This window comes from Streptomyces longhuiensis, assembly GCF_020616555.1.
In the GTDB taxonomy this organism is placed as follows: Bacteria; Actinomycetota; Actinomycetes; order Streptomycetales; family Streptomycetaceae; genus Streptomyces; species Streptomyces longhuiensis.
Map to the genome: position 1 here is coordinate 5858863 of NZ_CP085173.1, position 22829 is coordinate 5881691.

Annotated in this window: 22 protein-coding genes; 9 read left to right on the plus strand and 13 right to left on the minus strand. The window is 70.6% G+C overall.

Annotation, left to right across the window (positions count from 1 at the left end):
• Positions 1–81 precede the first annotated feature (81 nt).
• The gene (locus LGI35_RS27150) at positions 82–2631 is read left to right on the plus strand and encodes an MMPL family transporter (protein ID WP_227300530.1); all 2550 of its coding nucleotides are present in this window, start codon (positions 82–84) and stop codon (positions 2629–2631) included.
• On the opposite strand, the gene LGI35_RS27155 is transcribed toward LGI35_RS27150, so the two are convergent.
• Positions 2556–3935: an MFS transporter gene (locus tag LGI35_RS27155; RefSeq protein WP_227296880.1), complete on the minus strand. Its 1380-nt coding sequence runs from the start codon at positions 3933–3935 to the stop codon at positions 2556–2558. The genes LGI35_RS27150 and LGI35_RS27155 overlap by 76 nt on opposite strands.
• A gap of 94 nt (positions 3936–4029) precedes the next feature.
• Here LGI35_RS27155 and LGI35_RS27160 point away from each other — a divergent pair, with 94 nt between their 5' ends.
• Positions 4030–4536 (plus strand): MarR family winged helix-turn-helix transcriptional regulator, encoded by a 507-nt coding sequence (locus LGI35_RS27160; protein WP_227296881.1) that lies wholly within the window; start codon positions 4030–4032, stop codon positions 4534–4536.
• Between the two features lie 320 nt (positions 4537–4856).
• Here LGI35_RS27160 and LGI35_RS27165 read toward each other — a convergent pair whose 3' ends face one another.
• The 6 genes from LGI35_RS27165 to LGI35_RS27190 form a co-directional block, all read right to left on the minus strand.
• A complete protein-coding gene (locus LGI35_RS27165) occupies positions 4857–6038 on the minus strand; it encodes a D-alanyl-D-alanine carboxypeptidase family protein (RefSeq protein WP_227296882.1) in 1182 nt (393 codons plus the stop codon).
• A gap of 48 nt (positions 6039–6086) precedes the next feature.
• Positions 6087–6917 carry a TetR/AcrR family transcriptional regulator gene (locus LGI35_RS27170; RefSeq protein WP_423835727.1) on the minus strand — a complete coding sequence of 277 codons (831 nt, stop codon included), beginning with the start codon at positions 6915–6917 and terminating at the stop codon, positions 6087–6089.
• Between the two features lie 9 nt (positions 6918–6926).
• Positions 6927–7436 (minus strand): thiol-disulfide oxidoreductase DCC family protein, encoded by a 510-nt coding sequence (locus LGI35_RS27175; RefSeq protein WP_227296883.1) that lies wholly within the window; start codon positions 7434–7436, stop codon positions 6927–6929.
• A gap of 5 nt (positions 7437–7441) precedes the next feature.
• Positions 7442–7852 carry a hypothetical protein gene (locus LGI35_RS27180; RefSeq protein ID WP_227296884.1) on the minus strand — a complete coding sequence of 137 codons (411 nt, stop codon included), beginning with the start codon at positions 7850–7852 and terminating at the stop codon, positions 7442–7444.
• Positions 7853–7961: 109 nt separating this feature from the next.
• A complete protein-coding gene (locus LGI35_RS27185) occupies positions 7962–8363 on the minus strand; it encodes a VOC family protein (RefSeq protein WP_227296885.1) in 402 nt (133 codons plus the stop codon).
• Positions 8364–8407: 44 nt separating this feature from the next.
• Positions 8408–9337 (minus strand): SMP-30/gluconolactonase/LRE family protein, encoded by a 930-nt coding sequence (locus tag LGI35_RS27190; RefSeq protein WP_227296886.1) that lies wholly within the window; start codon positions 9335–9337, stop codon positions 8408–8410.
• Between the two features lie 110 nt (positions 9338–9447).
• Between LGI35_RS27190 and LGI35_RS27195 the strand changes: the two genes are divergently transcribed.
• Positions 9448–9888, plus strand: a complete 441-nt coding sequence (locus tag LGI35_RS27195; protein ID WP_116510813.1) for an Lrp/AsnC family transcriptional regulator — start codon at positions 9448–9450, stop codon at positions 9886–9888.
• Between the two features lie 124 nt (positions 9889–10012).
• Here LGI35_RS27195 and LGI35_RS27200 read toward each other — a convergent pair whose 3' ends face one another.
• The 5 genes from LGI35_RS27200 to LGI35_RS27220 all read right to left on the minus strand — a co-directional run bounded on the left by LGI35_RS27200 (position 10013) and on the right by LGI35_RS27220 (position 14151).
• Positions 10013–10777, minus strand: a complete 765-nt coding sequence (locus LGI35_RS27200; protein WP_116510811.1) for a succinate dehydrogenase iron-sulfur subunit — start codon at positions 10775–10777, stop codon at positions 10013–10015.
• Complete coding sequence (gene sdhA, locus LGI35_RS27205; RefSeq protein ID WP_227296887.1) at positions 10777–12531, minus strand: succinate dehydrogenase flavoprotein subunit; 1755 nt, start codon at positions 12529–12531, stop codon at positions 10777–10779. The genes LGI35_RS27200 and sdhA overlap by 1 nt, the downstream gene beginning before the upstream one ends.
• 23 nt (positions 12532–12554) lie before the next feature.
• Complete coding sequence (locus tag LGI35_RS27210) at positions 12555–13043, minus strand: succinate dehydrogenase hydrophobic membrane anchor subunit (protein ID WP_116510807.1); 489 nt, start codon at positions 13041–13043, stop codon at positions 12555–12557.
• An 8-nt stretch (positions 13044–13051) separates the two neighbouring features.
• Positions 13052–13432 (minus strand): succinate dehydrogenase, cytochrome b556 subunit, encoded by a 381-nt coding sequence (gene sdhC, locus LGI35_RS27215; RefSeq protein WP_100594758.1) that lies wholly within the window; start codon positions 13430–13432, stop codon positions 13052–13054.
• A gap of 149 nt (positions 13433–13581) precedes the next feature.
• On the minus strand, positions 13582–14151 hold the full coding sequence (locus LGI35_RS27220) for a 2-oxo-4-hydroxy-4-carboxy-5-ureidoimidazoline decarboxylase (protein WP_227296888.1): 570 nt from the start codon (positions 14149–14151) through the stop codon (positions 13582–13584).
• A 357-nt stretch (positions 14152–14508) separates the two neighbouring features.
• Between LGI35_RS27220 and LGI35_RS27225 the strand changes: the two genes are divergently transcribed.
• The 5 genes from LGI35_RS27225 to LGI35_RS27245 all read left to right on the plus strand — a co-directional run bounded on the left by LGI35_RS27225 (position 14509) and on the right by LGI35_RS27245 (position 18943).
• Positions 14509–16128, plus strand: a complete 1620-nt coding sequence (locus LGI35_RS27225) for a beta-N-acetylhexosaminidase (protein WP_227296889.1) — start codon at positions 14509–14511, stop codon at positions 16126–16128.
• A 116-nt stretch (positions 16129–16244) separates the two neighbouring features.
• Entirely contained in the window at positions 16245–16934 is a 690-nt protein-coding gene (locus LGI35_RS27230; RefSeq protein WP_227296890.1) for a DUF4328 domain-containing protein, read from the plus strand.
• A gap of 102 nt (positions 16935–17036) precedes the next feature.
• Positions 17037–17546, plus strand: coding sequence for a hypothetical protein (locus LGI35_RS27235; protein ID WP_227296891.1), 510 nt, complete (start codon positions 17037–17039; stop codon positions 17544–17546).
• A gap of 75 nt (positions 17547–17621) precedes the next feature.
• Complete coding sequence (locus LGI35_RS27240; protein ID WP_227296892.1) at positions 17622–18179, plus strand: hypothetical protein; 558 nt, start codon at positions 17622–17624, stop codon at positions 18177–18179.
• Entirely contained in the window at positions 18179–18943 is a 765-nt protein-coding gene (locus tag LGI35_RS27245) for a hypothetical protein (RefSeq protein WP_227296893.1), read from the plus strand. The genes LGI35_RS27240 and LGI35_RS27245 overlap by 1 nt, the downstream gene beginning before the upstream one ends.
• A gap of 356 nt (positions 18944–19299) precedes the next feature.
• Here LGI35_RS27245 and LGI35_RS27250 read toward each other — a convergent pair whose 3' ends face one another.
• Positions 19300–21972, minus strand: a complete 2673-nt coding sequence (locus LGI35_RS27250; protein ID WP_227296894.1) for an FG-GAP-like repeat-containing protein — start codon at positions 21970–21972, stop codon at positions 19300–19302.
• A gap of 297 nt (positions 21973–22269) precedes the next feature.
• Here LGI35_RS27250 and LGI35_RS27255 point away from each other — a divergent pair, with 297 nt between their 5' ends.
• Positions 22270–22746: a hypothetical protein gene (locus LGI35_RS27255; protein ID WP_227296895.1), complete on the plus strand. Its 477-nt coding sequence runs from the start codon at positions 22270–22272 to the stop codon at positions 22744–22746.
• The last annotated feature ends 83 nt before the right edge of the window (positions 22747–22829 follow it).

Consider the following 22829-nt stretch of genomic DNA (forward strand, 5'->3'; position numbering starts at 1 on the left):
CCGCCGTGCGCCCGAGTGCCCGGATGCTGAGGCCGAGGAAGGCCCGGGGGAGAGACCGAAGGAGTGGCAAACGTGACGGTATTGGCACGGTGGTGCTACCGGCACCGCCTGGTGGTCCTGGTGCTGTGGGTGGGGGCGCTGTTCGGCCTGGGGGCCGCGGGCACCTCGGCGGGGACCGACTACTCGAACGTGTTCTCCCTCCCCGACACGGACTCCAAGCAGGCGTACGACCTGATGACGAAGGCGTTTCCGCGGAGCTCGGGGGACACGGACACCGTGGTGTGGCGGTCGTCCGGCGACGCGGGGTCGGTGACGGACCCGGCCGTACGGTCCCGGATCGAGCCCGCGCTGAAGGAGATCGCCGGGATGCGGGGCGTCGGCGAGGTCGTTGGCCCCTACGGCACGAAGAACGCCGCCCAGATCAGCCGCGACGGCCGTACCGCCTTCGCGCAGATCACCTTCACCGACCAGGCCAACGAGATCCCCAAGGACCTCGTCCAGAAAGTCGTCGACACGGCTCAGGGCGCCGAACGTGACGGCCTCCAGGTCGAGTTGGGCGGCCAGGCCATCACCCGTATCCAGGAGCCGCCCACCGGCGTCTCCGAGGTGGTCGGCATCGCGGCGGCGGCCGTGGTCCTCTTCCTGGCCTTCGGCTCGCTCTTCGCGATGCTGCTTCCGATCGTCGTGGCGATCATGGGCGTCGGCAGCGGAATGATGGCGACGATGCTGCTCAGCCATGTGACGAACGTGCCCGAAGTGGCACCACTGCTCGGCTCGTTGATCGGTCTCGGCGTCGGCATCGACTACGCGCTCTTCATCGTCACCCGGCACCGGCGCGGCATCCAGCGAGGGCTCGAACCGGAGGAGTCGGCGGTGCGCGCCCTCAACACATCCGGGCGCGCGGTCCTGTTCGCGGGCGGCACCGTGTGCATCGCGCTCGCCGGAATGCTGGTGATGAACCTGCGCTTCCTGGACGGTGTCGTCATCGCCACGTCGCTCACGGTCGTGCTCAGCGTCCTGGCGGCGGTCACCCTTCTGCCCGCGCTCCTCGGTCTGCTCGGCCCGCGCGTCCTCAGCCGCAAGCAGCGGCGGAAGCTCGCGGCGACGGGGCCCGACCCCGCCGAGGCGAGCGGTCCCGCGGCGCGCTGGTCGGCGTATGTGCAGGAACGCCCGCGCTCGATCGCGGCGATGGCGCTGGTGGTCATGGCGGTGCTCGCGCTGCCCGTACTGTCACTGCGGCTCGGCGCCACCGACCAGGGCAACAACCAGGAGTCGACGACGACCCGGCAGGCGTACGACCTGCTCGCGGAGGGCTTCGGGCCCGGCTTCAACGGGCCCCTCCAGGTCGTCGTACCGGGCGGCGCCGACACCACGGAGCTCGTCAGGACGATCCGCGCGACGGACGACGTCGCGCAGGCCGCCGCGGCCCCGCCCGCCGGGGGCATCACCGTCATCCAGGTCGTGCCGAAGACGTCCCCGCAGTCCGTCGGGACGGACCGGCTCATCGACCGGCTGCGTGACGACGTGATCCCGGACGCCGGTGTCGAGGCGCACGTCGGCGGGGTGACGGCCGTCTTCAAGGACTTCGCGTCGGTGACCGGAGACCGGCTGCCCTACTTCGTGGGCGCCATCATCGGGCTCGGCTTCCTGCTGCTCCTGATCGCGTTCCGCTCGCTCGTCGTGCCGCTCACGGCCGCGCTGATGAACCTGATCGCGGCGGCCGCGTCGTTCGGCGTCCTGGTGGCGGTCTTCCAGTGGGGCTGGGGGACGGAGTTCCTCGGCATCGGGAAGGAGGGGCCGATCACCGCGTTCCTGCCGGTGATCATGCTGTCGCTGCTGTTCGGCCTCTCGATGGACTACCAGGTGTTCCTGGTGAGCCGGATGCACGAGGAGTGGGTGCACACCGGGGACAACGCGCGGGCCGTGCGCGTCGGCCTCGCCGAGACGAGCCGGGTCATCAACTGCGCGGCCCTCATCATGATCTGCGTGTTCTCGGCGTTCGTCCTGAGCGGCGACATGGAGGGCGCGATGGCGGGCATCGGGCTGGCCGCGGCGGTCGCACTCGACGCGTTCATCCTGCGGACGGCGCTGGTCCCGGCGGCGATGCATCTCCTCGGCCGCTCCAACTGGTGGCTGCCGGGATGGCTGGAGGGGCGGCTCCCGCACCTGGCCGTGGAGCCGGCCGAGCCGGCCGATCCGCCCGCCGAGTCCCCGACTGGGCCCAGCAAAAACACCGGCGCCAACAAGAACGCCAGCCCCAACAAAAACACCAACCCCAAATCCAACAAGAACACCGTCCCTAACAAGACCGCCGAGCCCGTCACGACAGCGGAGCCGGAGGGGAGCGGTACCGGCGGAGCCACCGTCGTCCACGGATTCCTGCGCACCGCCGACGGCGACCCCTTGGCCGGCGCCTCCGTGACCCTCGTCTCCAGGGGTGGCCGTCAGCTCGACCGCGTCACGTCCATCGCCGACGGCTCGTACATCGTGTCGGTGCCCGCGCCCGGGGCGTACACCCTGGCGGTGACGGCGCGCGGTCTGGCGTCGCGCGCCCATCACGTCACGGTCGGGGGCGGCCCGCTGGTGTACGACGTGGAGCTGACGGACGACGGGGCCGGTCTCGTGAACTGACCTTCCCCGTAGGGGGGGGCGGCAGGGGTGTCGGCAGAGGTGTCGGCACGCGTATCGGCAGGTGTGCCGGCAGACGTGTCGGCGGGGGTGTTCAGCGTGAAGTGCCGTACGCCGGGCACTCCCGCCGTGGCCACGCAGGCCAGGCCCACGGCCGCCGCCGCGATCCACAGCGGGGTCGCCTCGCCCCAGGCGTCGGCGGCGAGTGGGGCGAGGACGTAGCCGAGGGGCATCGCGGCCAGCGACAGCAGCCAGTCGTACGAGGTGACGCGGGCGAGGACCGACGCGGGAACGGCCGTCTGGACCGCCGTCTCCCACAGGGGGTTGAAGAAGCCGAGACCGGCCAGGGCGACGCCGAACGCGGCGGCGACCGCCGGTGCGGGAGCGTGCAGGGCGAGCAGCCCCAGCGGCAGGACGTACGTGGTCAGGGCCAGGTTGCCCGCGAGGACCGGGCGGCGGGGGCGGGCCCGCCCGGACAGGAGTGATCCGAGGAGCAGGCCGACGGCGCCCGCCTGGGCGATCACGATCCAGGCGCCGTCACCGCCCAGTTCCCTGACGGCGACGGCCGGTCCGAGGGTGGCGAACACGGCAGCCCCTCCGTTCCAGGTGGCGTGGGCGACCAGGCTCGTCCAGTACCAGCCACGCGAGCGCACCTCGTGCCAGCCCTCGACGAGGTCGGACCGGAGGGAGTGGCGTTCCTCGGCGGGTGTCGAGGTGCGGCTGAGCCGCAGGGTGGCGAGCAGGGCGGCGCTGACGGCGAACGAGACGGCGTCGAGGACGAACGCCCACCCGGGACCCGCGGTCAGGACGAGCAGCCCGGCGAGCGCCGGACCGCCCGCCAGCGTGCCGCTGCGGACCACGGCGAGCGCGGAGTTGGCGGCCTGCCGGTCCGTCTCGCCGACGATGCCGACGATCAGGGAGGCGAGCGTCGGCATGGCGAAGGCGGAGGCGGCCCCGCCGATCGCCTCGGCGACGGCGATCTGCCACAACTCCGGTTTCCCGGAGAGGAGTTCGATGCCTACGAAGAGCTGGCCCGCGCAGCGCACGAGGTCGGTGGTCAGGGCCACGATGCGCGGGTTGAACCGGTCGGCGATCACGCCGCCCAGGGGGAGGAGTACGAGCCGCGGCACCATCGCGCAGCCCAGGACCAGCGCGAGCGCCGAGGCCGAGCCGGTGGCGCGCAGCACGGCGAGGGCGAGGGCGGAGGGGATGACGGCGTCGCCGACCAGGGAGAGGAGGCGGCCCAGGAAGAACCGGCGGAAGCGGGCGTTGCGTAACAGTGGGTGGCGGAAGCTGGGGCGCGGCATGCGGGCGAATGTATTTCGTTGCCGAAGTATTCGTCAACGAAGTATCGGGCATCAAAATATCCGGCGCCGAAGGATCTGGCCGTAAACTGCCCCCATGGAACGTGACTGGACCGACGGGCACCTGGCACGCTGGCTACCGCTCATGCCCGACCTCGACCCGGACGTCGAGGGCGCGATCACGCGCGCGGGCGAGCTCACCCGGCATCTGCGCAAGGTGCGTGAACAGGCCCTGGTGGACGTGGAGTTGGAGCGGTTCGAGTACGACACGCTGCACAAGCTCGCGGGGCGCGGCGGACGCGCGGCGCCCTCGGAACTCGCCTCGGACCTGGGCCTCGCCCCGGCGTCGGTCACGGGCCGCCTCGACGGCCTCGAACGCCGCGGCCTCGTCGTGCGGACGCCGTCCAGGACCGACCGGCGCCGGGTCGACGTGGAGCTGACCGAGGCGGGCCGCGCGATCTGGCGCAAGGCGATGGACCGGCTCGGGGGCGAGGAGCACCGGGTGCTCGGCGCGCTCGACGCGAAGGAGCGCAGGCAGCTCTCCGACCTGCTGCGGCGGGTGATGGTGGCCGCCGAATCGGGCCCCGGCGGCCGCCGCCCCTGACGGACACACCCTCAGAGGCTTCAGTCAGCCCGGACGCCGCACCTCGCCCACTGGCGCGGCGTCAGCCCGGACGCCGTACCTCGCTCACCGGCCCGGCGTCAGCCCGGACGCCGTACCTCGCTCACCGGCGCGGCGTCAGTCGGGACGCGCTACCTCGCCCACCGGCCCGGCGGCAGCCCTGATGCCGCACCTCGCCCACCGGCCCGGTGTCAGCCCGGACGCCGTACCTCGCCCACCGGCCCGGCGTCAGCCCGGACGCCGTACCTCGCCCACCGGCCCGGCGGCAGCCCTGATGCCGCACCTCGCCCACCGGCCCGGCGTCAGTCCTGACGCCGCCGACGCCCGCCAGGCCGCTCTCGCTCCCGCCGCCGCAGCGCCAGCAGCCCCCCGCCGGCAAGCACCGCGACCGCCGCTGAGCCGCCGAACGCCCAGTCGTCCGTGTGGGATGTGGCCGACGCGGCGACGGGAGTGCCCGCCGCGCCCGCGGCCCCCGCGCGCGGCTTCGCCGCAGCCGCGCCCTTGGGCTGCTCGCTCAGCGGCGTGACCAGCGTGCCCACCGGATCGGCCTTGCCCGCCGCCGCGAACCCCCAGTCGAGCAGCGCCGCCGTCTCCCGGTACACCGCCTCGTACCCGGACGCGGGGTGCATGACGGTGACGAGCAGCGTGCGCCCGTCGCGGGTCGCCGCGCCGGTGAACGTGTTGCCGGCATGCGAGGTGTAGCCGTTCTTCACGCCGATGAGCCCCCGGTACCCGGCCACGCCCTGCCCGGTGAGGAGGCGGTCCGTGTTCTGGATCTGGAACGTCTTCTTGCCCCCGGCGGGGAAGTCGGCCGTCTTCGTCGCGCAGTAGCCGCGGAAGTCGTCGTTCTTGAGCCCGGCGCGCGCGAACAGCGTCAGGTCGTACGCCGACGACACCTGCCCCTTGTGGTCGAAGCCGTCGGGGCTGACCACATGCGTGTCGTTCGCCTGGAGGTCCTTCGCGCGGGCCTGCATCTGGCGGACGGTCTCGCTGACCCCGCCGTTCATGCTGGCCAGCACATGCACGGCGTCGTTCCCGGAGCGCAGGAACACGCCCTGCCACAGCTGCTCGACGGTGTACGAGGTCCCCGCCTGGACGCCGACGAGGCTGCTGCCGTACGGGATCCCCGCGAGATCGGCGGCGGTCACCTTGTGGACCGAGGTCCGCCCGAACTTCGGCAGGACCGTGTCCGCGAACAGCATCTTGAGCGTCGACGCCGGGGGCAGCGCGCGGTGCGCCGCGTACGAGGCGAGGACGTCGCCGCTGTCATGGTCGGCGACGAGCCACGCCTTCGCGGCGAGCTTCGGCAGCCGGGGCGCGTCGGACGCCACCTGGACACCGGACCTGCCGAGCCGCTCCCCGCCGACGGCGGAGACGGCGGCCGCGGCGCGCGGTCCTGGCAGGGTGACGGAGGCCGCCGCGCCGAGACCGAGGGCGAGCGCGGCGCGACGACTGACGTGGTGCGATGAAGAGGAGCCGGGCATCAGACGACCGTACAAGCCGCGCATGAACCAAAGGTAAGAGACCCCGCCTCAGCCCTTCCCCTGGCCTTTCCCGTGCCCCTTCTCACCCTCGTGCCCCTTCTCACCCTCGTTCCCCTGCCCCTTCCCCTTCTCCCGCGCCGCCGTCGACGCCTCCGTCATGCCCGGCAGGAAGTCGGTGAACAGCTCGTGCACCTCCAGGACGAGCGGCCGCAGCACCCGGAACCGGGCGAGCGCGACCCCGCGCGTGGTCAGGCGCGCCCCCCGTTCGGCGAGGCGCCGGCTGCGCTCCCGGTCCTCGGAGCTGTCGAAGACCCAGTACAGGACCAGCCCCATCTGGGAGAGCCACATCAACTCCGGCAGGATCGCGGCGAGTTCGGCCGGGACCTTCGCCTTGGAGCCTGCCAGCACCTCGCGGTGCACGTCGATGGCCGTCTCGCGGGCGTGCTCCGACTCGGGTGAGAAGGGGCTGAGCGGGCTGGTCGGGTCCGCGGCGGTCTTGAAGAACTGGGCCGCGAACTCGTGGTACGGCTCCGCGATCTCCAGCCAGGCGCGCAGCACCCCGGCGAGCCGCTTCTCCAGGTCGGTCTCCCGGTCGAGCACGGGCCGCACGGCCGCCCGGTGCTCCGCGGAGATCTGGTCGTAGAACCCCTGGATGAGGTGTTCCTTGCCCGCGAAGTAGTAGTACGCGTTGCCGACGGAGACCCCGGCTTCCTTGGCGATGGCCCGCATCGTCGTCTTGTCGTAGCCCCGCTCCCGGAACATCCGCATCGCGGTCTCCAGGATCAGCGTCCGCGTCTGCTCACTCTTGGCGGGACTCTTCGCAGGACTGTTCGCGGGACTCTTCGCAGGGCTCTCGGGGGTCTCTTTCGCTGCTGGCACGCTCAGAGCCTAATCGGGCACGTGACAGCCGCTGTCGCAGGCCGCGGGGCCGTAGTACGTCCAGCCGTCGACGCGGTCGTACACCCAGCCGTCCGCCCTGCGGTAGGCGCCGCCCCCGGCCTTCCTGACCTGCTGGTCCCGGTGGGCCTGGCGGTACTTGGCGGCGGCGAGGACCGCGGCGCGCGCGAGGCGGGCGCCCGCGGGGGTGCTGAACTTGTGGGACAGGGGCCGGTACTCGGACAGTGCCCACAGGGTGACGACCCAGGCGGCGGGCCCGCGGTAGATCTGGCCGCTGTCGCCGACGAGCGTGATCTCCGAGAGCGTGGAGATGTGGTCGATCCCGGGGCAGCGGCGCCGGGCCTCTTCGGACCCGGCCGGCACCAGGTCGAGCGGGACGAGCTGGCGCTGCCGGGCGAGCCAGTTCCGCAGGAACGTGCAGAGCGGGCACTGGGCGTCGTAGAGGAGGATGAGCCGGCGGACCGGGGCCCCCGTGGTGCCCCGGTCCGCGGTCTCGGTCATCGCCGTCACGCCCCGGCCACCGGCGGCGCGGCCCAGCCCTGCGGGGGGACGGGCGGCAGCTGCTCCCGCTCCATCACGCCCCGCCGCCGGATCTTGTTGAGCACCCACACGTTGCCCAGGTGCATGACCCCAAGGACCAGGAGCACCACGCCGAGCTTCGTCGACAGGGCCTCGAAGATGCCCCGGGTGTCGGCGATGTCGTCGTCCCCGCTCAGATAGAGCGCCACGAAGCCGAGGTTGACAAGGTAGAAGCCGACCACCAGCAGATGGTTGACGGCATCCGCGAGCTTCTCGTTCCCGTGCAGCACGTCGGCGAGGAAGACCCTTCCGTTACGGCTCAGGGTGCGCGCCACCCAGACGGTCAGGCTGATGCTGACGACGAGGTAGACGACGTATGCGACGACTGTGAGGTCCATTCCCCACCCCTCCTTGAACGCGTTCAAAAACGCTGTCGAGAAGGACTGTAGACCTGTTTTTGAACATGTTCAAGCGAGGGTCGGCCGAGGGGGACGGCGGACGCGGGCGTCAACTCCGGGCCAGTTCGGGCCGCTTGAGATAGTCCGTGAGGCCGATGACGTTGCCCCACGGGTCCGCGATCTCCACGACGTGACCGGTGGAGGTGGAGAACGGCGGGTCGATGGGCGGGATCCCGGCCTCCGTGAGCGCGCGGGCCGCTGCCTTGGCGTCGCGCACCTCCAGCCATACGCGCGGGCCCGGGCAGGGGGGAGGTCGGTGGTCGAAGTCCTCCTCCGCGCGCAGCAGTACGCCAGGTGTCTCCTTGCCGGCTTCGAGGAGGGCGATCCCGGCCTCGTCGAGGCGGAATTTCACGTGGAAACCGGCCCGCTCGTAGAAGGAGACCGCCTCGCCGAGATCGCCGACGGGGAACAGCACGTTGTCGAAGCCGAGCAGCTCAAGCTTAAGTGACATACCGTCAGATTAGCCGTGTTCAGGGCGAACGGGACGGTACATCGTCAGTGGCGGATACGTGGCGCGCCGGTCACGGACGTCATCAGGCAGTACAGGGACGTCGTCGCGGTGATGAAGAGGATGTTGTTCTTGCGGCCGCCGAACGCGACGTTGGAGACCGGCTCCGGGACGTCGATGCGGCCGATCCGCGTGCCGTCCGGGTCATAGCAGTGCACGCCGCCGTGCATGGCGGCGGCCCACAGTCGCCCGCCGTCGTCGAAGCGGATGTTGTCGAAGCGGCCGTCGTCGCCGCTGGTCTCGGCGAAGACCTTGCCGTCGCTCAGGCTCTCGCCGTCGTCGAGCACGTCGAAGACGCGGATGTGTCCGGCCCGGGTGTCGGAGACGTACAACTGGCTCTCGTCGGGCGAGAAGACCAGTCCGTTCGGCGCCCCGAAGCCGTCGGCGACCTGGCGCACCTCGCCGGTGGTGGGGCCGATCCGGTAGACGTTGTTGGCGCCGATCTCGGACTCGGCGCGGAATCCCTCGTAGTCGCTGGTGATCCCGAAGTCCGGGTCGGAGAACCAGATCGAGCCGTCCGAGCGCACCACGACGTCGTTCGGGCTGTTGAGCCGCTTGCCCTCGAAGCGGTCGGCGAGGACGGTGATCCGGCCGTCGGCCTCGGTGCGGGTGACGCGGCGGCCGCCCTGTTCGGCGCTGACGAGGCGCCCCTCGCGGTCGAGGGTGTTGCCGTTGGTGTGTCCGGCGGGTTCGCGGAAGAGACTGACCGTGCCGGTCGCCTCGTCCCAGCGCAGCAGACGGTCGTTGGGGATGTCGCTCCAGATGAGCTGGCGCCAGGCGGGCAGATAGACGGGGCCCTCGGCCCAACGGCTGCCGGTGTGCAGGACGGTGAGGCTGTCGTCCCCGAAGGCGCACCGTCCGGTGTGGAAGCGCTCGTCCAGAATCTCGTACACGCTGGGCTGGCTCTGGCCAGACATGGTTATCCCCCAAGAACTGTAGACCGAATGACATCCTGTCTTCTGGGACTATGGCAGAACGGGATACGGTTACGCCATGGTCGGCGGAGCGGGAGTGGGTCACAGTGGCAGTGGATGACATCGACCGGAAGTTGGTCGCGCTGCTCCAGCACGACGCGACGACGGCGTACGCGGCGCTCGGCAAGGAGGTCGGTCTCTCGGCGGGCGCGGCCCATGAGCGGGTGCGCAAGCTGCGCGAGCGGGGCGTGATCCGGCGGACGACCGTCGACGTGGACCCCGCCGCCCTCGGGCAGGGGGTGCTCGCGTTCGTGATGGTCGAGTCGTCGTCGTGGATGGGCGAGTCGGCCGGGAAGTTCGCCGCGATCCCCGAGATCCAGGAGGCGCACATCATCGCCGGCAGCGCGTCGGTCCTGGTGAAGGTGCGCACGGAGACGACGCAGCAACTCCAGGACGTGCTGCGGCGGTTGTACGCGATCGAGGGCGTCAGCGGCACGCAGGCGACGGTGGCGCTGGAGACGTTCTTCGAGCGCCCCGTGACAGCAGGCCCGTGAACGGCGGGCCCGTGACAGCGGGCCGTGACGTCAGGCCCGTAGCGGCAGCCCCGTGACGTACCGAGGGCCCCGCCCCCGGTACGAAACCGGGAGCGGGGCCCTCAGGGACGTGATGCAGGGAAGGTCAGTAGCGGCGCGTGATCAGCGCGCGCTTGACTTCCTGGATCGCCTTGGTGACCTCGATACCGCGCGGGCAGGCGTCCGTGCAGTTGAACGTCGTGCGGCAACGCCACACGCCGTCCTTGTCGTTGAGGATCTCCAGGCGCTGCTCGCCCGCCTCGTCACGCGAGTCGAAGATGAAGCGGTGCGCGTTGACGATCGCGGCCGGGCCGAAGTACTGGCCGTCGTTCCAGAACACCGGGCACGAGGACGTGCACGCGGCGCACAGGATGCACTTGGTCGTGTCGTCGAAGCGCTCGCGGTCCTCGGCGGACTGCAGACGCTCGCGCGTCGGCTCGTTGCCCGTCGTGACCAGGAACGGCATGACGTCCCGGTACGCCTGGAAGAACGGGTCCATGTCGACCACGAGGTCCTTGAGGACCGTGAGGCCCTTGATGGCCTCGACCGTGATCGGCTTCTCCGGGCTGATGTCCTTGATCAGCGTCTTGCAGGCCAGGCGGTTGCGGCCGTTGATGCGCATGGCATCCGAGCCGCAGATGCCGTGCGCGCAGGAGCGCCGGAAGGTCAGCGAGCCGTCGAGCTCCCACTTGATCTTGTGGAGGGCGTCGAGGACGCGCTCCTTCGGATCGATGTCGAGCTGGAAGTCCTCCCAGACCGCGTCCGCGGAGACCTCCGGGTTGAACCGGCGGATGCGGAAGGTGACCGTGATGAGGTGCGAGCCGTTGTCCGCCTCGAGAGCCTCGAGCTTGTCCATGGTCGGGGTAGCCATCAGTACTTACGCTCCATCGGCTGGTAGCGGGTCTGGACGACCGGCTTGTAGTCCAGACGGATGGACTCGGAGCCGTCGTCGCCGACCTCGCGGTACGCCATGGTGTGGCGCATGAAGTTGACGTCGTCGCGGTTCGGGAAGTCCTCGCGGTAGTGGCCGCCGCGGGACTCCTTGCGCGCCAGGGCGGAGGTCGCCATGACCTCGGCCAGGTCGAGCAGGTTGCCCAGCTCGATGGCCTCCAGGAGGTCGGTGTTGAACCGCTTGCCCTTGTCCTGGATCGAGACGTTCTTGTACCGCTCGCGCAGCTCGGCGATCTTCTCGACGGCCGTCTTGATCGTCTGCTCGGTGCGGAACACCATCACGTTGGCGTCCATGCACTCCTGGAGCTCGTTGCGGATGACCGCGACGCGCTCGGTGCCCGTGGAGTTGCGCAGGCGCTCGACGGTCTCCTCGACCAGCGACGCCGGGTTCTCCGGAAGCTCGACGTAGTCGGCCTTCTCGGAGTACTCGGCGGCCGCGATGCCCGCACGGCGTCCGAAGACGTTGATGTCGAGCAGCGAGTTGGTGCCGAGGCGGTTGGCGCCGTGCACGGACACGCAGGCGACCTCGCCGGCGGCGTACAGGCCGGGGACGACGGTGGTGTTGTCCGCGAGGACCTCACCCTCGACGTTCGTCGGGATGCCGCCCATGGCGTAGTGCGCGGTGGGCTGGATCGGGATCGGGTCCGTGTAGGGCTCGATGCCGAGGTACGTGCGCGCGAACTCCGTGATGTCCGGGAGCTTGGCGTCGAGCTGCTCCGGCGGGAGGTGCGTGAGGTCGAGGTAGACGTGGTCGCCCTCGGGACCGCAGCCGCGGCCCTCACGGATCTCCGTGTAGATGGAGCGGGACACGACGTCACGGGACGCGAGGTCCTTCATGACGGGCGCGTACTTCTCCATGAAGCGCTCGCCGTCCTTGTTACGGAGGATGCCGCCCTCACCGCGGGCGCCCTCCGTGAGAAGGATGCCCATGCGCCAGATGCCGGTCGGGTGGAACTGGAAGAACTCCATGTCCTCCAGCGGCAGACCGCGCCGGTAGCAGGCCGCCTGGCCGTCACCGGTCAGGGTGTGCGCGTTCGACGTCACCTTGAAGAACTTGCCGGTGCCGCCCGAGGCGTAGATGACCGACTTGGCCTGGAAGATGTGGATCTCACCGGTCGCCAGCTCGTACGCGACGACACCGGCCGAGTGCTTGACGCCGTCGACCTCGGTGATCAGCTGGTCCAGGACGTAGAACTCGTTGAAGAACTCCACGCCCTCCTTCACGCAGTTCTGGTACAGCGTCTGAAGGATCATGTGGCCGGTGCGGTCCGCGGCGTAGCAGGACCGGCGGACCGGGGCCTCGCCGTGGTTGCGCGAGTGGCCGCCGAAGCGGCGCTGGTCGATGGTGCCGTCCGGGGTGCGGTTGAACGGCAGGCCCATCTTCTCCAGGTCGAGGACGGAGTCGATGGCCTCCTTCGCGAGGATCTCGGCGGCGTCCTGGTCGACCAGGTAGTCACCGCCCTTGATCGTGTCGAAGGTGTGCCACTCCCAGTTGTCCTCCTCCACGTTGGCGAGCGCGGCGGCCATGCCGCCCTGCGCCGCGCCCGTGTGGGAGCGGGTGGGGTAGAGCTTCGTCAGGACGGCGGTGCGGCTGCGCTTCGTCGACTCGATGGCCGCGCGCATGCCCGCGCCACCGGCGCCGACGATGACGGTGTCGTACTTGTGGATCTTCATGAGTGGTTACCTCAGCCCCGTGCCTATCGGATGTTCGGGTCGAAGGTGAAGATCACCAGCGTGCCCAGCAGGATCGTGAACACCGTGGCGGTGTACAGGAGGCCCTTCAGCCACAGGCGCGTGTTCGGGCGCTCGGCGTAGTCGTTGATGACCGTACGCAGACCGTTCGCGCCGTGCAGCATCGCGAGCCACAGCATCAGGAGGTCCCAGCCCTGCCAGAACGGCGAGGCCCAGCGGCCCGCGACGAACGCGAAGCCGATCTTGCTCACGCCGCCGTCGAGGACGAGCTGGATGAGCAGGTGGCCGAGGACCAGGACGACGAGGACGACGCCGGACAGGCGCATGAAGAGCCATGCGGCCATCTCGAAGTTGCCGCGCGTGGAGCGCGGGGTCCTCGAGGTGCGCTTGCGGGGGGCCTCGATGACGGGGGCCGGGTTGTCGACGTCGTAGACGGCGACGACCTCGACGGGTCCGACGCCGGGCGTCTTCGCAGGGGTGGTGTCAGCAGACATGTCTGGCGTCAGCTCCCGAAGAGTTCACGGACGGCGTGGCCGAGGACCGGGTACAGCGCGCCCACCATCAGCACCACCCAGATGCCGACGACGGTCCAGAGCATCTGCTTCTGGTAGCGCGGACCCTTCGACCAGAAGTCGACGGCGATGACACGCAGGCCGTTGAGCGCGTGGAAGAGGATGGCGGCGACGAGGCCGTACTCGAGGAGCGCGACGATCGGCGTCTTGTAGGTGGAAACGACGTCGTCGTACGACTCGGGGGAGACGCGGACGAGAGCGGTGTCCAGGACGTGTACGAACAGGAAGAAGAAAATGAGGACACCGGTGACTCGATGAGCCACCCACGACCACATGCCTTCCCGGCCGCGGTACAGCGTTCCAGCCGGCACGGAAGAACCCTCCGGGAGCGGGGATTGGGGCCGCGCCGGCTTCTCTGTCGGTCGGGCCCGGCCGGGTACGGTCCACCGGCCGCTCGTCATCGTATCGACGAGTTGTCGGCTCGCTCGCCCGGGGGCCGCCGGTGTGATCAAACAGGCAATCAAACAGCCACGTACGGGCTATCGGACGCACTGTCGGGGCGCCCGGAATCCGCTGGTTCCTGCGGGTCTATCGCCTCTTGGGGCTCCGTCCGGGCATCGAGCGACCGGACGAGCCGGGCGAGTCGCCCCCGGGCGAGTCGGCGCAGTTCGTCCCAGGACACGACGCGCTCCTCCTCGGGATCGTTGCCAAGGCGTGACCGGATTCCGGCCAGGAGCTGGTCGAGGGCCTCGTCGGGCCCGTAGCCGTCGAGGCAGATCACGAACGCATGTCCGAAGCGGCTCTCGTACGCGCTGTGCGCGGCGCCGAGCGCGGTGTGCGCGACGGAGTACGAGCCGTGCGACGGCAGGGAGAGCGTCTCGCGGGACAGGGCCTCGTCGAGGTCGGCCGGCACGAAGTCGTAGACCGCCTCGTCGGCGGCGGCGAGGAGTGAGTCGAGGTCCGGGTAGGGCCGGTGGGCGACGAGTCGGCGGGCCCAGTGGAGTGACCCGCAGCAGGTCAGGAGCGCGCGCTCGGCCGCGATCGCGGGCAGCGTGTTGAACCGCGTGAGGCCGTGCGGGGACGACTGCACGGGCGACGAATGCCCTGGTGAGGACTGCACCGATATGGCGGCATGCCCGGGGAGGCGGGAGTAACGGTGCGAAGGCAGCGTGCGCTCCTCGGCGAGACGTGGGACGTGACTGGGCCGACACTGGGACGAGATGTGAGTCAGGAGTGTCACGGGACATGTGGTGAGGGTGTGGCGGATGTGCGTACACGCTAGCGATCCGGGCCAGGAGCTGTCTGGCAGATGCACCGATTTCACCCGGACGGGAGAGTTTGGGGGCGTGTGGTGGACAGGAGGTCGGGGGAACGAGGCCTTACGGTCGCCTCCTAGGACGCGGAATTCGATGTCGAGGTTGCTGTCGAAACCGGAGGGCGGTCACTGATGGGTACGCGGAGTCGATCGAGGACCGGCGCGGGAGTCGTCACGGCGGGGACGGCCGTGCTGGCCACGGTCCTCGCCGGCTGTTCCGGTGACGGGGGCGGTACCGGCGCCGCCAGCGCCGAGCACTCCTCCGACGGAACGTCCGCGTCCGTCACCCCGGCCTCGGCCCGGACACAGGCGGAGCCCTCGCCCTCGAAGTCGTATCCCCTGTCGAAGACCCCGCAGACCATCCCGTCCGTGCGCGAGCACACGCCGGCGCGCGGCCCCGGATGGCGCCCCACCAGCGGCCGTGTCGTCATCGGGGACGCCAAGCTCTCCGACGAGGGCAAGCTCATCGCCGACGAGCTGAGGTTGAAGTACGCGGGCAAGGTCAAGGCCGGCGCCGGTGACGTGGAACTGGCGCTCGGCGGGAGCGGGAACCCCGAGTCGTACACGATGACCGTGAAGAACGGCCGGGTGCGGATCGTCGGGCCGGGGGACGCGGGTGTCTTCTACGGCACGCGCACGCTCAAGCAGGAGGTGCACGGCGGGGGGACCGCGCCGGAGGGCGTGGTGAAGGACGCGCCGGCGAAGCCGCAGCGCGGGTTCATGCTGGACATCGCGCGCAAGTACTTCACGGCCGGGTGGATCAAGGACCGGATCCGGGAGATCGGCGACCTGAAGTACAACCAGTTCGGTCTGCACTTCTCCGACGACCAGGCTTTCCGTATCCAGTCGGACTCGCACCCCGAGATCGTCTCGCCCGACCATCTGACCAAGGCGCAGGTCCGCGAGATCGTCTCGCTCGCCGCCCAGCGGCACATCACCGTGATCCCCGAGATCGACTCGCCCGGACACCTCGGCGCGGTGATCAAGGCGCACCCCGACCTCCAGCTGCGGAACACCGCCGGGGTCGCGACACGCGGCGCCGTCGACATCTCGAACCCCGGGTCGGCGAAGATCGTCGACGATCTGCTGCGTGAGTACGCTCCCCTCTTCCCCGGCGCCTTCTGGCACCTGGGCGGCGACGAGTACCAGGCCCTGACGGTGAAGAACCCGGAGGCGTCGTTCCCGCAGCTCGCGGACGCGGCCAGGAAGAAGTACGGGGCGAACGCGACGGTCGAGGACCTCACGACGGGCTGGCTGAACGACCGGGTCGCCACGATGAAGCCGTTCGACCGCTCCCTCAAGGCGTGGAACGACGGGTTCTTCCGGGGCGGTGTCGTCCAGGCCGACAAGAGCCTGGAGGTCGCGTACTGGACGGGCAGGGAGATCGGGGCGCGCCCGCCGGAGGAGTACCTGCGCGAGGGCCGCAAGATGACCAACTACAACGACGAGTACCTCTACTACGTCCTCGGTCAGCCCAACAACTTCGTGTACCCGACCGGTCAGCGGATCTACGAGAGCTGGACCCCGCTCGTCGTGCGCGGCACGACGCCGGTGCCCGCGAAGTACGACAGCCAGATCCTGGGCGGCACGTTCGCCGTGTGGTGCGACTTCCCGAACGCGCAGACGCAGGCGCAGGTCGCGCAGGGGATCCGCATGCCGCTGCGGGCGACGATCCAGAAGCTCTGGTACCCGGGCAAGCCTCCCCTGACATGGCCGCAGTTCGTGGCGCTCGCGAACCGGCTGGGATCCTGAGCGGTATAGCGGTGGACAGCGCGGTGGCCTGAACCGTATGTTCCGCTGGCCGGTGATCGACGCGCTCTGGGGAGATGCGCGCGACCGGCTCACCGTGAACCCGTGGGGGGTCCGTCGTGTCCAACAGTGGTTTTCCTGTGCTCAAGTCGCCGGTCGGCGTCTCGATGGCTGTCGTCGTCCTGCTGGGGGTGACGATCGCGATCGACCTGTTCGCCGTGTGGGTGGGGTTCGAGCAGCGCAGTCTCGCTGCCGACTTCGTGGCCGGGCACTTCTCGGCGGGCAGTCTGGCGGACGCCGACCGCATCGACTTGCTGTACGGGGCGGCGAGTGTCGCCCAGGGGTGTGCGATCGTGGCGACCGCGGTCGTCTTCATCGTGTGGTTCCGGCGAGTGCGCATCAACGCCGAGGTGTTCCGGCCCGACGGGCACAGGAGGTCGCGCGGCTGGGCGTCCTGGGGCTGGTTCGTGCCCATCGTGAACCTGTGGGCGCCGCGCCAGGTCGCCACCGACACCTGGGACGCCAGCCTTCCCGAGGCCGGCCTGATCCCGCAGAAGCACCCGCACACGGTCATCAACCGCTGGTGGAGCCTGTGGCTGGCGGGCAACGCCATCGGCGGCGTCGCGAGCAGCCAGTACGACAAGGCCGAAAGCATCGGCGAGATCAGGACGGCCGCGCAGATGCTGATGCTCTCCGACGCGCTCGACATCGCCGCCGCCGTCGCCGCCATCATCTTCGTCCGCTCCCTGACCCGCATGCAGAACGAGAAGGCCCTGCGCGGGCCCGCGATGGTGCCGTTCCCTGCCTGATTCGCCGGATCTGCGTTTTCGGTGGCGGAGCCACGTACGGCTGTGGTGTATTCGGCCCGAGCCGAGATCAGCCGCTTTCGAAGGCACCGGGGGGACACCGGCATGGGTTACTGGGGCTATTACGTCGTGGCCAGGAGTGAGCGGCCGCTCGCCGAGCTCGACGCGCTGGGAGGGGCGCGCGACGCGCTCACGCTCCTGGAGCGGCGGGCCGACGGCTGGCAGGTCTGGGAGTGCCCGGACGGCGGGGAGCGGCGGCACGACGTCGGCAGCATGAACGCGCTGGCCGCCGAGACCGGCGCGCCCGCCCTGTTCGGCTACGTCATGGACAGCGACTGCGTCGTCATCGAGGCGGCCGCGCCTCAGAGCGGCGCGTGGACCACGTGTCTGGCGCGCGAAGCCATGGCCGGATACCTCTCCGCGGACGAACTGACCCTGGAGGACTACTTCCTGGAGCCCGCGGACGCGGCGCGGCGCGCGGTCGCGTGGGCGCAGGAGTGCGGCCGCACCGTCGAGCAGGGGCCGCTCGCCGACGTCCTGGGCCAGGACCCCGATCCGTTCGCCGAGCCGCTCTTCTTCCGCTTCCTGGACCGGCTCGGCGTCGCGCCGCTGTGACGTTCCTGCGCCCCGGCACGCAGTAGAGCCCAGTAGGGACGAAATGCCGGGTCGGCAGGGGAAAGGGCGTACGTCATGAGCCTGGTGGAGCTGATCGCGCAGGCCGACGAGCGGGGTCTCGCGGCCAGCGGTCTCGCCTGCCTCGACCGCTGTGTGCCGCTGCTCGGCGCCGAGGACGACGAGGCGCTGCGCCCGCTGTGGGGAAGCCTCGCCGAGGGCGGTCCCGGGTGGGGCGACTGCCTGGCGCAGGCGCGGGCCGCGTTCCCGGCCGGGCCGGACGACGACGGGGACGATGCGTCCGGGCTCGCCCGGCGCATGCTGGCCGCCGTGCCGGACGTCCCGTCGGCGCCCGCGCTGCGGGAGTGGGCCGACGCCTGCTCGGTCGGCGCGCTCCAGATCCACCGCATGCTGGACACGATGGAGGACGGCGCGGGCTCGGTACGGTCCCGGCGCGAGGGCCGCACGGAGGGCATGTCCCCGCTGGTGGCGGCCGAGCTGCGGCGTCAGGTCAGGATCCTCGAGCTGCTCGCGGGCCGGGGCGCGGGCGGCCTGCGCCAGGCGCTCGACGTGTCGACGGAGGGCCGGCGCATCCTGCGGGCCGTCGTGTCGCGACGGGCGCGGGGCCGCGTCTGATGCACGGCATCTCCGGGCCCTCCCCGCGGGCGTGGGCGGCGATCGCGCTGCCGGTCGCGGTGGCACTCGTCGCGCTGGCCGTGCATCAACGGCCGTTCCAGGATCCGACGGCCCGGTTCCGCGTCGTACCAGGGATGCTGCAGGATGCCGGCCTGCCCGGCGGCGGCACGGCGGCGCTGTCCGGGTGTGGTGCGCCGGGTCCTGCGAGGCCCGCGCCGCGGGGGGAGGGGGAGCAGTCCAAGGCGCCGGCGCTCGTCATCTCCTCCTACGGGTACTCGAGTTCGGGGCCGGGCTTCGACGGGCCGCCCGCCTTCACGGTCCATACGGCGATCGACCCGGGACCGCAGCCGCTCACGCTGACCGCGCCGGTGGGCGAGCGGCGGATCACGGTCGATGTGTACGGGCCGCACGGGGAAGGCCGTATCGCGTCGGCGCGCGGACTGACGGCGAAGGTGATGAAGGGGGTGAAGCGGCGGCCTGTCCCGCCGACTTCGGGCGCCTACCGCTTCACGGACGCCGGGAATCTGGATCTGGAGATCGAACTGCCCGAGCGGGCCGTCTGCCCGGGCCACACGCGGGCGGACATCGGCCAGTGCACGCCCACGTACACCAACCAGATCGAGGACTGTCCCGTGGTCGCGGTCACGCTCACCGACAAGGCGGTGCCCGCGCAGCGCGCCCTGGTCGCGGGGATCAAGAACCCCGAGCGATTCAGCGACCGGCTCGTGGCGGTGTCGTTCGAGGAGAACGCCGCCGGAGTCTGAGCACACGGATCCGGCACCACGGATCCGGCACCACGGATCCGGCACCACGGATCCGGCACCACGGATCCGGCACCACGGACCCGACGACACGGACCCGACGACACCGATCCGACGACACCGATCCGACACCACGGACCCGAACGGAACCGGGCCCGGCCGCCCCCTCCCGCGGTCGGGTCCGCTTCCGTGGAAGGTAGTGAGTAGCCCATCCGGGCGCGGCGGCGCAAGTAAGGGCGCAAAGCAGACAGGCTGGCAGGCCTGCCGAGGCTGCCAGGGCTGCCGGGGCCGAAACGGCTCTCGCCGCGCGGTTCCCGGGAGAGCCGGGAACCGCGCGGCGAGAGATGCAACAGGTGCTGTTACGGCGCCAGCGTGGTGCCCAGGTGGTTGCCCGTCGCGGTGCCGAGCTGCGTCAGTCCGTAGTACTTGGACGTCGACAGGCCGAGCCCCGTGCTGTTGCTCGGGACGTACAGGAGCGTGCCGTTGCCGGCGTCCTCGCCCGAGGCGCCGATCACCAGGTCCGCGCGGCCGAAGCCGGTCAGGTCGGTGAGGGAGACGGCGGAGCCCAGCTTGTCCTCGGTCTCCGTCGAGCCGGGGACGCCGGGCTCGTCCTGCGAGATCGCGAGGGCACCGGTGCCGGTGAGGCCGGTCGCCGAGCCCTTGAACAGCAGCGAGGTACCCGCGTTGGAGCGGTTGCTGGTGCGGGTGATGTCCTCGTTCGGGGCGCCGGCCAGGACGTCCGCGTAGCCGTCGGCGTTGTAGTCGCCGACCGAGACGGACGCGCCGAGGGCGTCGCCGGACTCGGCGGCGCCGGGGACGCCGGAGGTGGCCTGGTGGATGACCTTGGCGCCGGTGGCGGTGAGGCCCGTGCCCGCGGTGCCGTAGACGGCGGTGACCTGGCCGCCCGCGTACGCGCCGGACTCGGCGGTGTAGGGCTGGCCGATGACGATGTCGTCGACGCCGTTGCCGTTGATGTCGCCGGCGGCGATGGAGCGGCCGCCCTTCACGGTGAGGGTGCCGGCCTTGGTCAGGCCGTTCCTGCCTCCCCTGAACCAGACGACCCGGCCGACGGACGTCGAGTCGCGGTAGTTGAGCGCGACGTCCGCGTAGCCGTCCTTGTTGAAGTCGCCGCTGGTGGCGTCCTCGTAGGAGAGGGCCGCGTCACCGCTGGTGATGTTGGAGCTGCTCTCCTGGCCCTCGGCGTAGCGCGCGGTCCAGGTGCCGCCGGTGCCGGTGGAGGACGCGAAGACGTCCGCCTTGCCGTCGGCGTTGAAGTCGCCGACCGCCACGGCGGAGCCGTACTTGGCGCCGTTCGCGTAGAAGCCCTCGTCGAGGTTCATCTGCGCGCCGGTGGTGAAGGCGGGGCCGTACAGGATGGTGACGGCGCCGCGGTCGGCGTGCAAGGAGGTGTCGTCCTCGCCGGGCTGGCCGATCGCGAGGTCGGCGTAGCCGTCGCCGTTGATGTCGCCGGTGGCCACGGCCGCGCCCCACTGGTCGCCTGCCTCACCGGCACCGGGCACGCCCGGGCTGGACTGCGTGAGCGAGATCTTCTTGGCGCTGTCGGGGCCGCTCGCGCCGCCCGGCACGACGACGACGCGGCCGCCGCTGGAGGCGCTGGGCAGACCGGTGACGAGGTCGCTGATGCCGTCGCGGTTCACGTCGGCGGTGGGGATGGCGGAGCTGCGGCCCGCGCCGGCGGCGAAGGATCGGATCGTGCCGAGCCGGTCCTCGAGCTGCTGGCCCGGGCACTCGGTGGCGTACGCGTCCTGGTGGCCGGAGATGGTCCGCAGGGTCGCGGTCTGGCCGTTCTTGTACACGCCGGTGTCACCGGCGGCGACGAGGCTCACCGAGCCGTTCGGGTCGACGCCGTACTGCCCGAGCTTGTACGCGGCGATGCGTGCGGCGGACTCCATCGCGGCCCGCGAGGGCTTGGAGTCCACGAAGTTGCCGAGGATCGCGATGCCGGTCGAGTACGAGTTGAAGCCGTACGTGTGCGCACCGAAGACGGGCTCGTCGACGCCGCCCTCGCGGCCCTCGAAGATCTGGCCGCACTTGTCGACCAGGAAGTTGTAGCCGATGTCCTTCCAGCCGTTGCCGTCCGGCGCCGGCTTCACGTGGTACGCGTAGTCGGCGCGGATCAGCTTGGCCGAGTCGGCGCAGCTGTAGTCGTTCGCGTCCACGGTGTGGTGGATGAACGCGGCCTGGATCTTGTCGATGTACTCCGGCGGGCTGTAGTTGACCGCGAGAGAGGTGTCCGGCTTCCACTCCGACCGCATGATGATCGGCGGCTGCTTCACCGTGGAGGGCGGGGCCGGGGGCTTGGTGGGCGTCGGCGACGGGCTCGGGCTCGCGCTCTCCGAGGCGGAGTCCGACGGGCTCGCGGAGTCGGCCGGAGCGGAATCGCTGGGCGACGCCGACGGCGAGGGGCTCTCCGTGGCGGAGGCGGAATCCGACGGCGACGGCGAGGGGGACTCTTCGAGGTCGGTGGTGTACGCCGCGTTCTGCGGCCCACCGTCGGCGACGGATGCCTTGGCGGCCTTCGCTTCCTTGGCCTCCTTGGAGGTGACACCCGGGTCGACCATCGCCAGGGTGAGCCCCTTGGGCAGTGCGGTCGACGACCCGTCGGCGGCGACCACGCGCGCCTCGACGCCGTCCGAGGGCCCGACCCACCGGGACTCGGACATGCCGCGCACGCCGTTCTTGCTCTCGGCGGTGTCGGGGTCGGGCAGGTGCGAGTCCGTGTTCACGGACACCCAGTCGGTCCACTTCCCGGTCACGCTGCTGCGCGTGCGGACCTGGGCGGTGCCCTTGAGCTCGGCGCTCTGCTTGTCCCAGGTCACCCCGACCAGCGAGAACGGCTCCGTGCCGGTGCGCGGGAGCTCCCGCTTGGTGCTGCCGTCGGCCTTCAGCGCGGCGGAGCGCACCTTGACCGGCCGCGGAGTCGTCGCCGAGGGGCCGGAGCCACCGGACGCCTCCGGGCTGGCGACGGCGTACGTCACCACGCCCGCGCCGCCGAGGACGACGGCACCCATCGTCACCCAGGCCCTGCGCTTGAGACTCAGCGGTTTGTACGCATGAGATCTGCGCGCGCGCGAATTACGCGGCCCCAATTGCCCCACCCCTTGCAGAAGTTCAGAGAATGTTCACAAATGCCACACCCGTCACACGGGTAGCGTTCTATTCAGCGGTTGACCAACGACAAACGTCACTGGTTGCCCTGGTGTGCTGTAACTCACCCGACCGGATCGGCGGACGACATGCTGAGGGTGGAAGAGCTGGAGGCCGCGCTTCCGGCGATGACGCGGTGGCGTGTGCGAGGAGGGCGCAGCGTGGACTGGGCCGTCCTCGAGGCGGCCCTCGGGACGGCGCTGCCCTCCGACTTCCGGGCGCTGGCGGAGGCGTACCCGGTGCTGGTCATCGATGACTTCCTCATCGTGTCCTCTCCGACTCCCGGCGCCGAGGCGTCATGGGCGTCCGGGGCCAGGGAGGACGAGATCCTTCAGGATCTGTACGAGATGGGCGACACCGAGGGCTACGTTCCCTTCCCGCAGCCGGGAGGCTTGATCGGCTGGGCGGATTCCGATTCGGGGGATTCTTTCTACTGGAGGACGAGCTCCCCGGACCCGGACGCATGGCCGGTGGTCGTCCGCACGGACAACGCCGACTGGATCGAGTTCCCGGTCGGCGCCGTCGAGTTCCTGGCCGGCGTGTACGGGGGCACCATCGACGTGCCGGGCATGCCCGGGAACTTCCCCGGCGACTTCCCCGAGGTGCTGGGCCTGAGCGACCGTGTCGACGGCATCTGATCCGCAGGCACATGTGAACAGCGATCGCCCCCAGGGTTCCTGGGGGCGATCGTCATTCAGCAGGGTTGGGGTCTGCTCCCGGT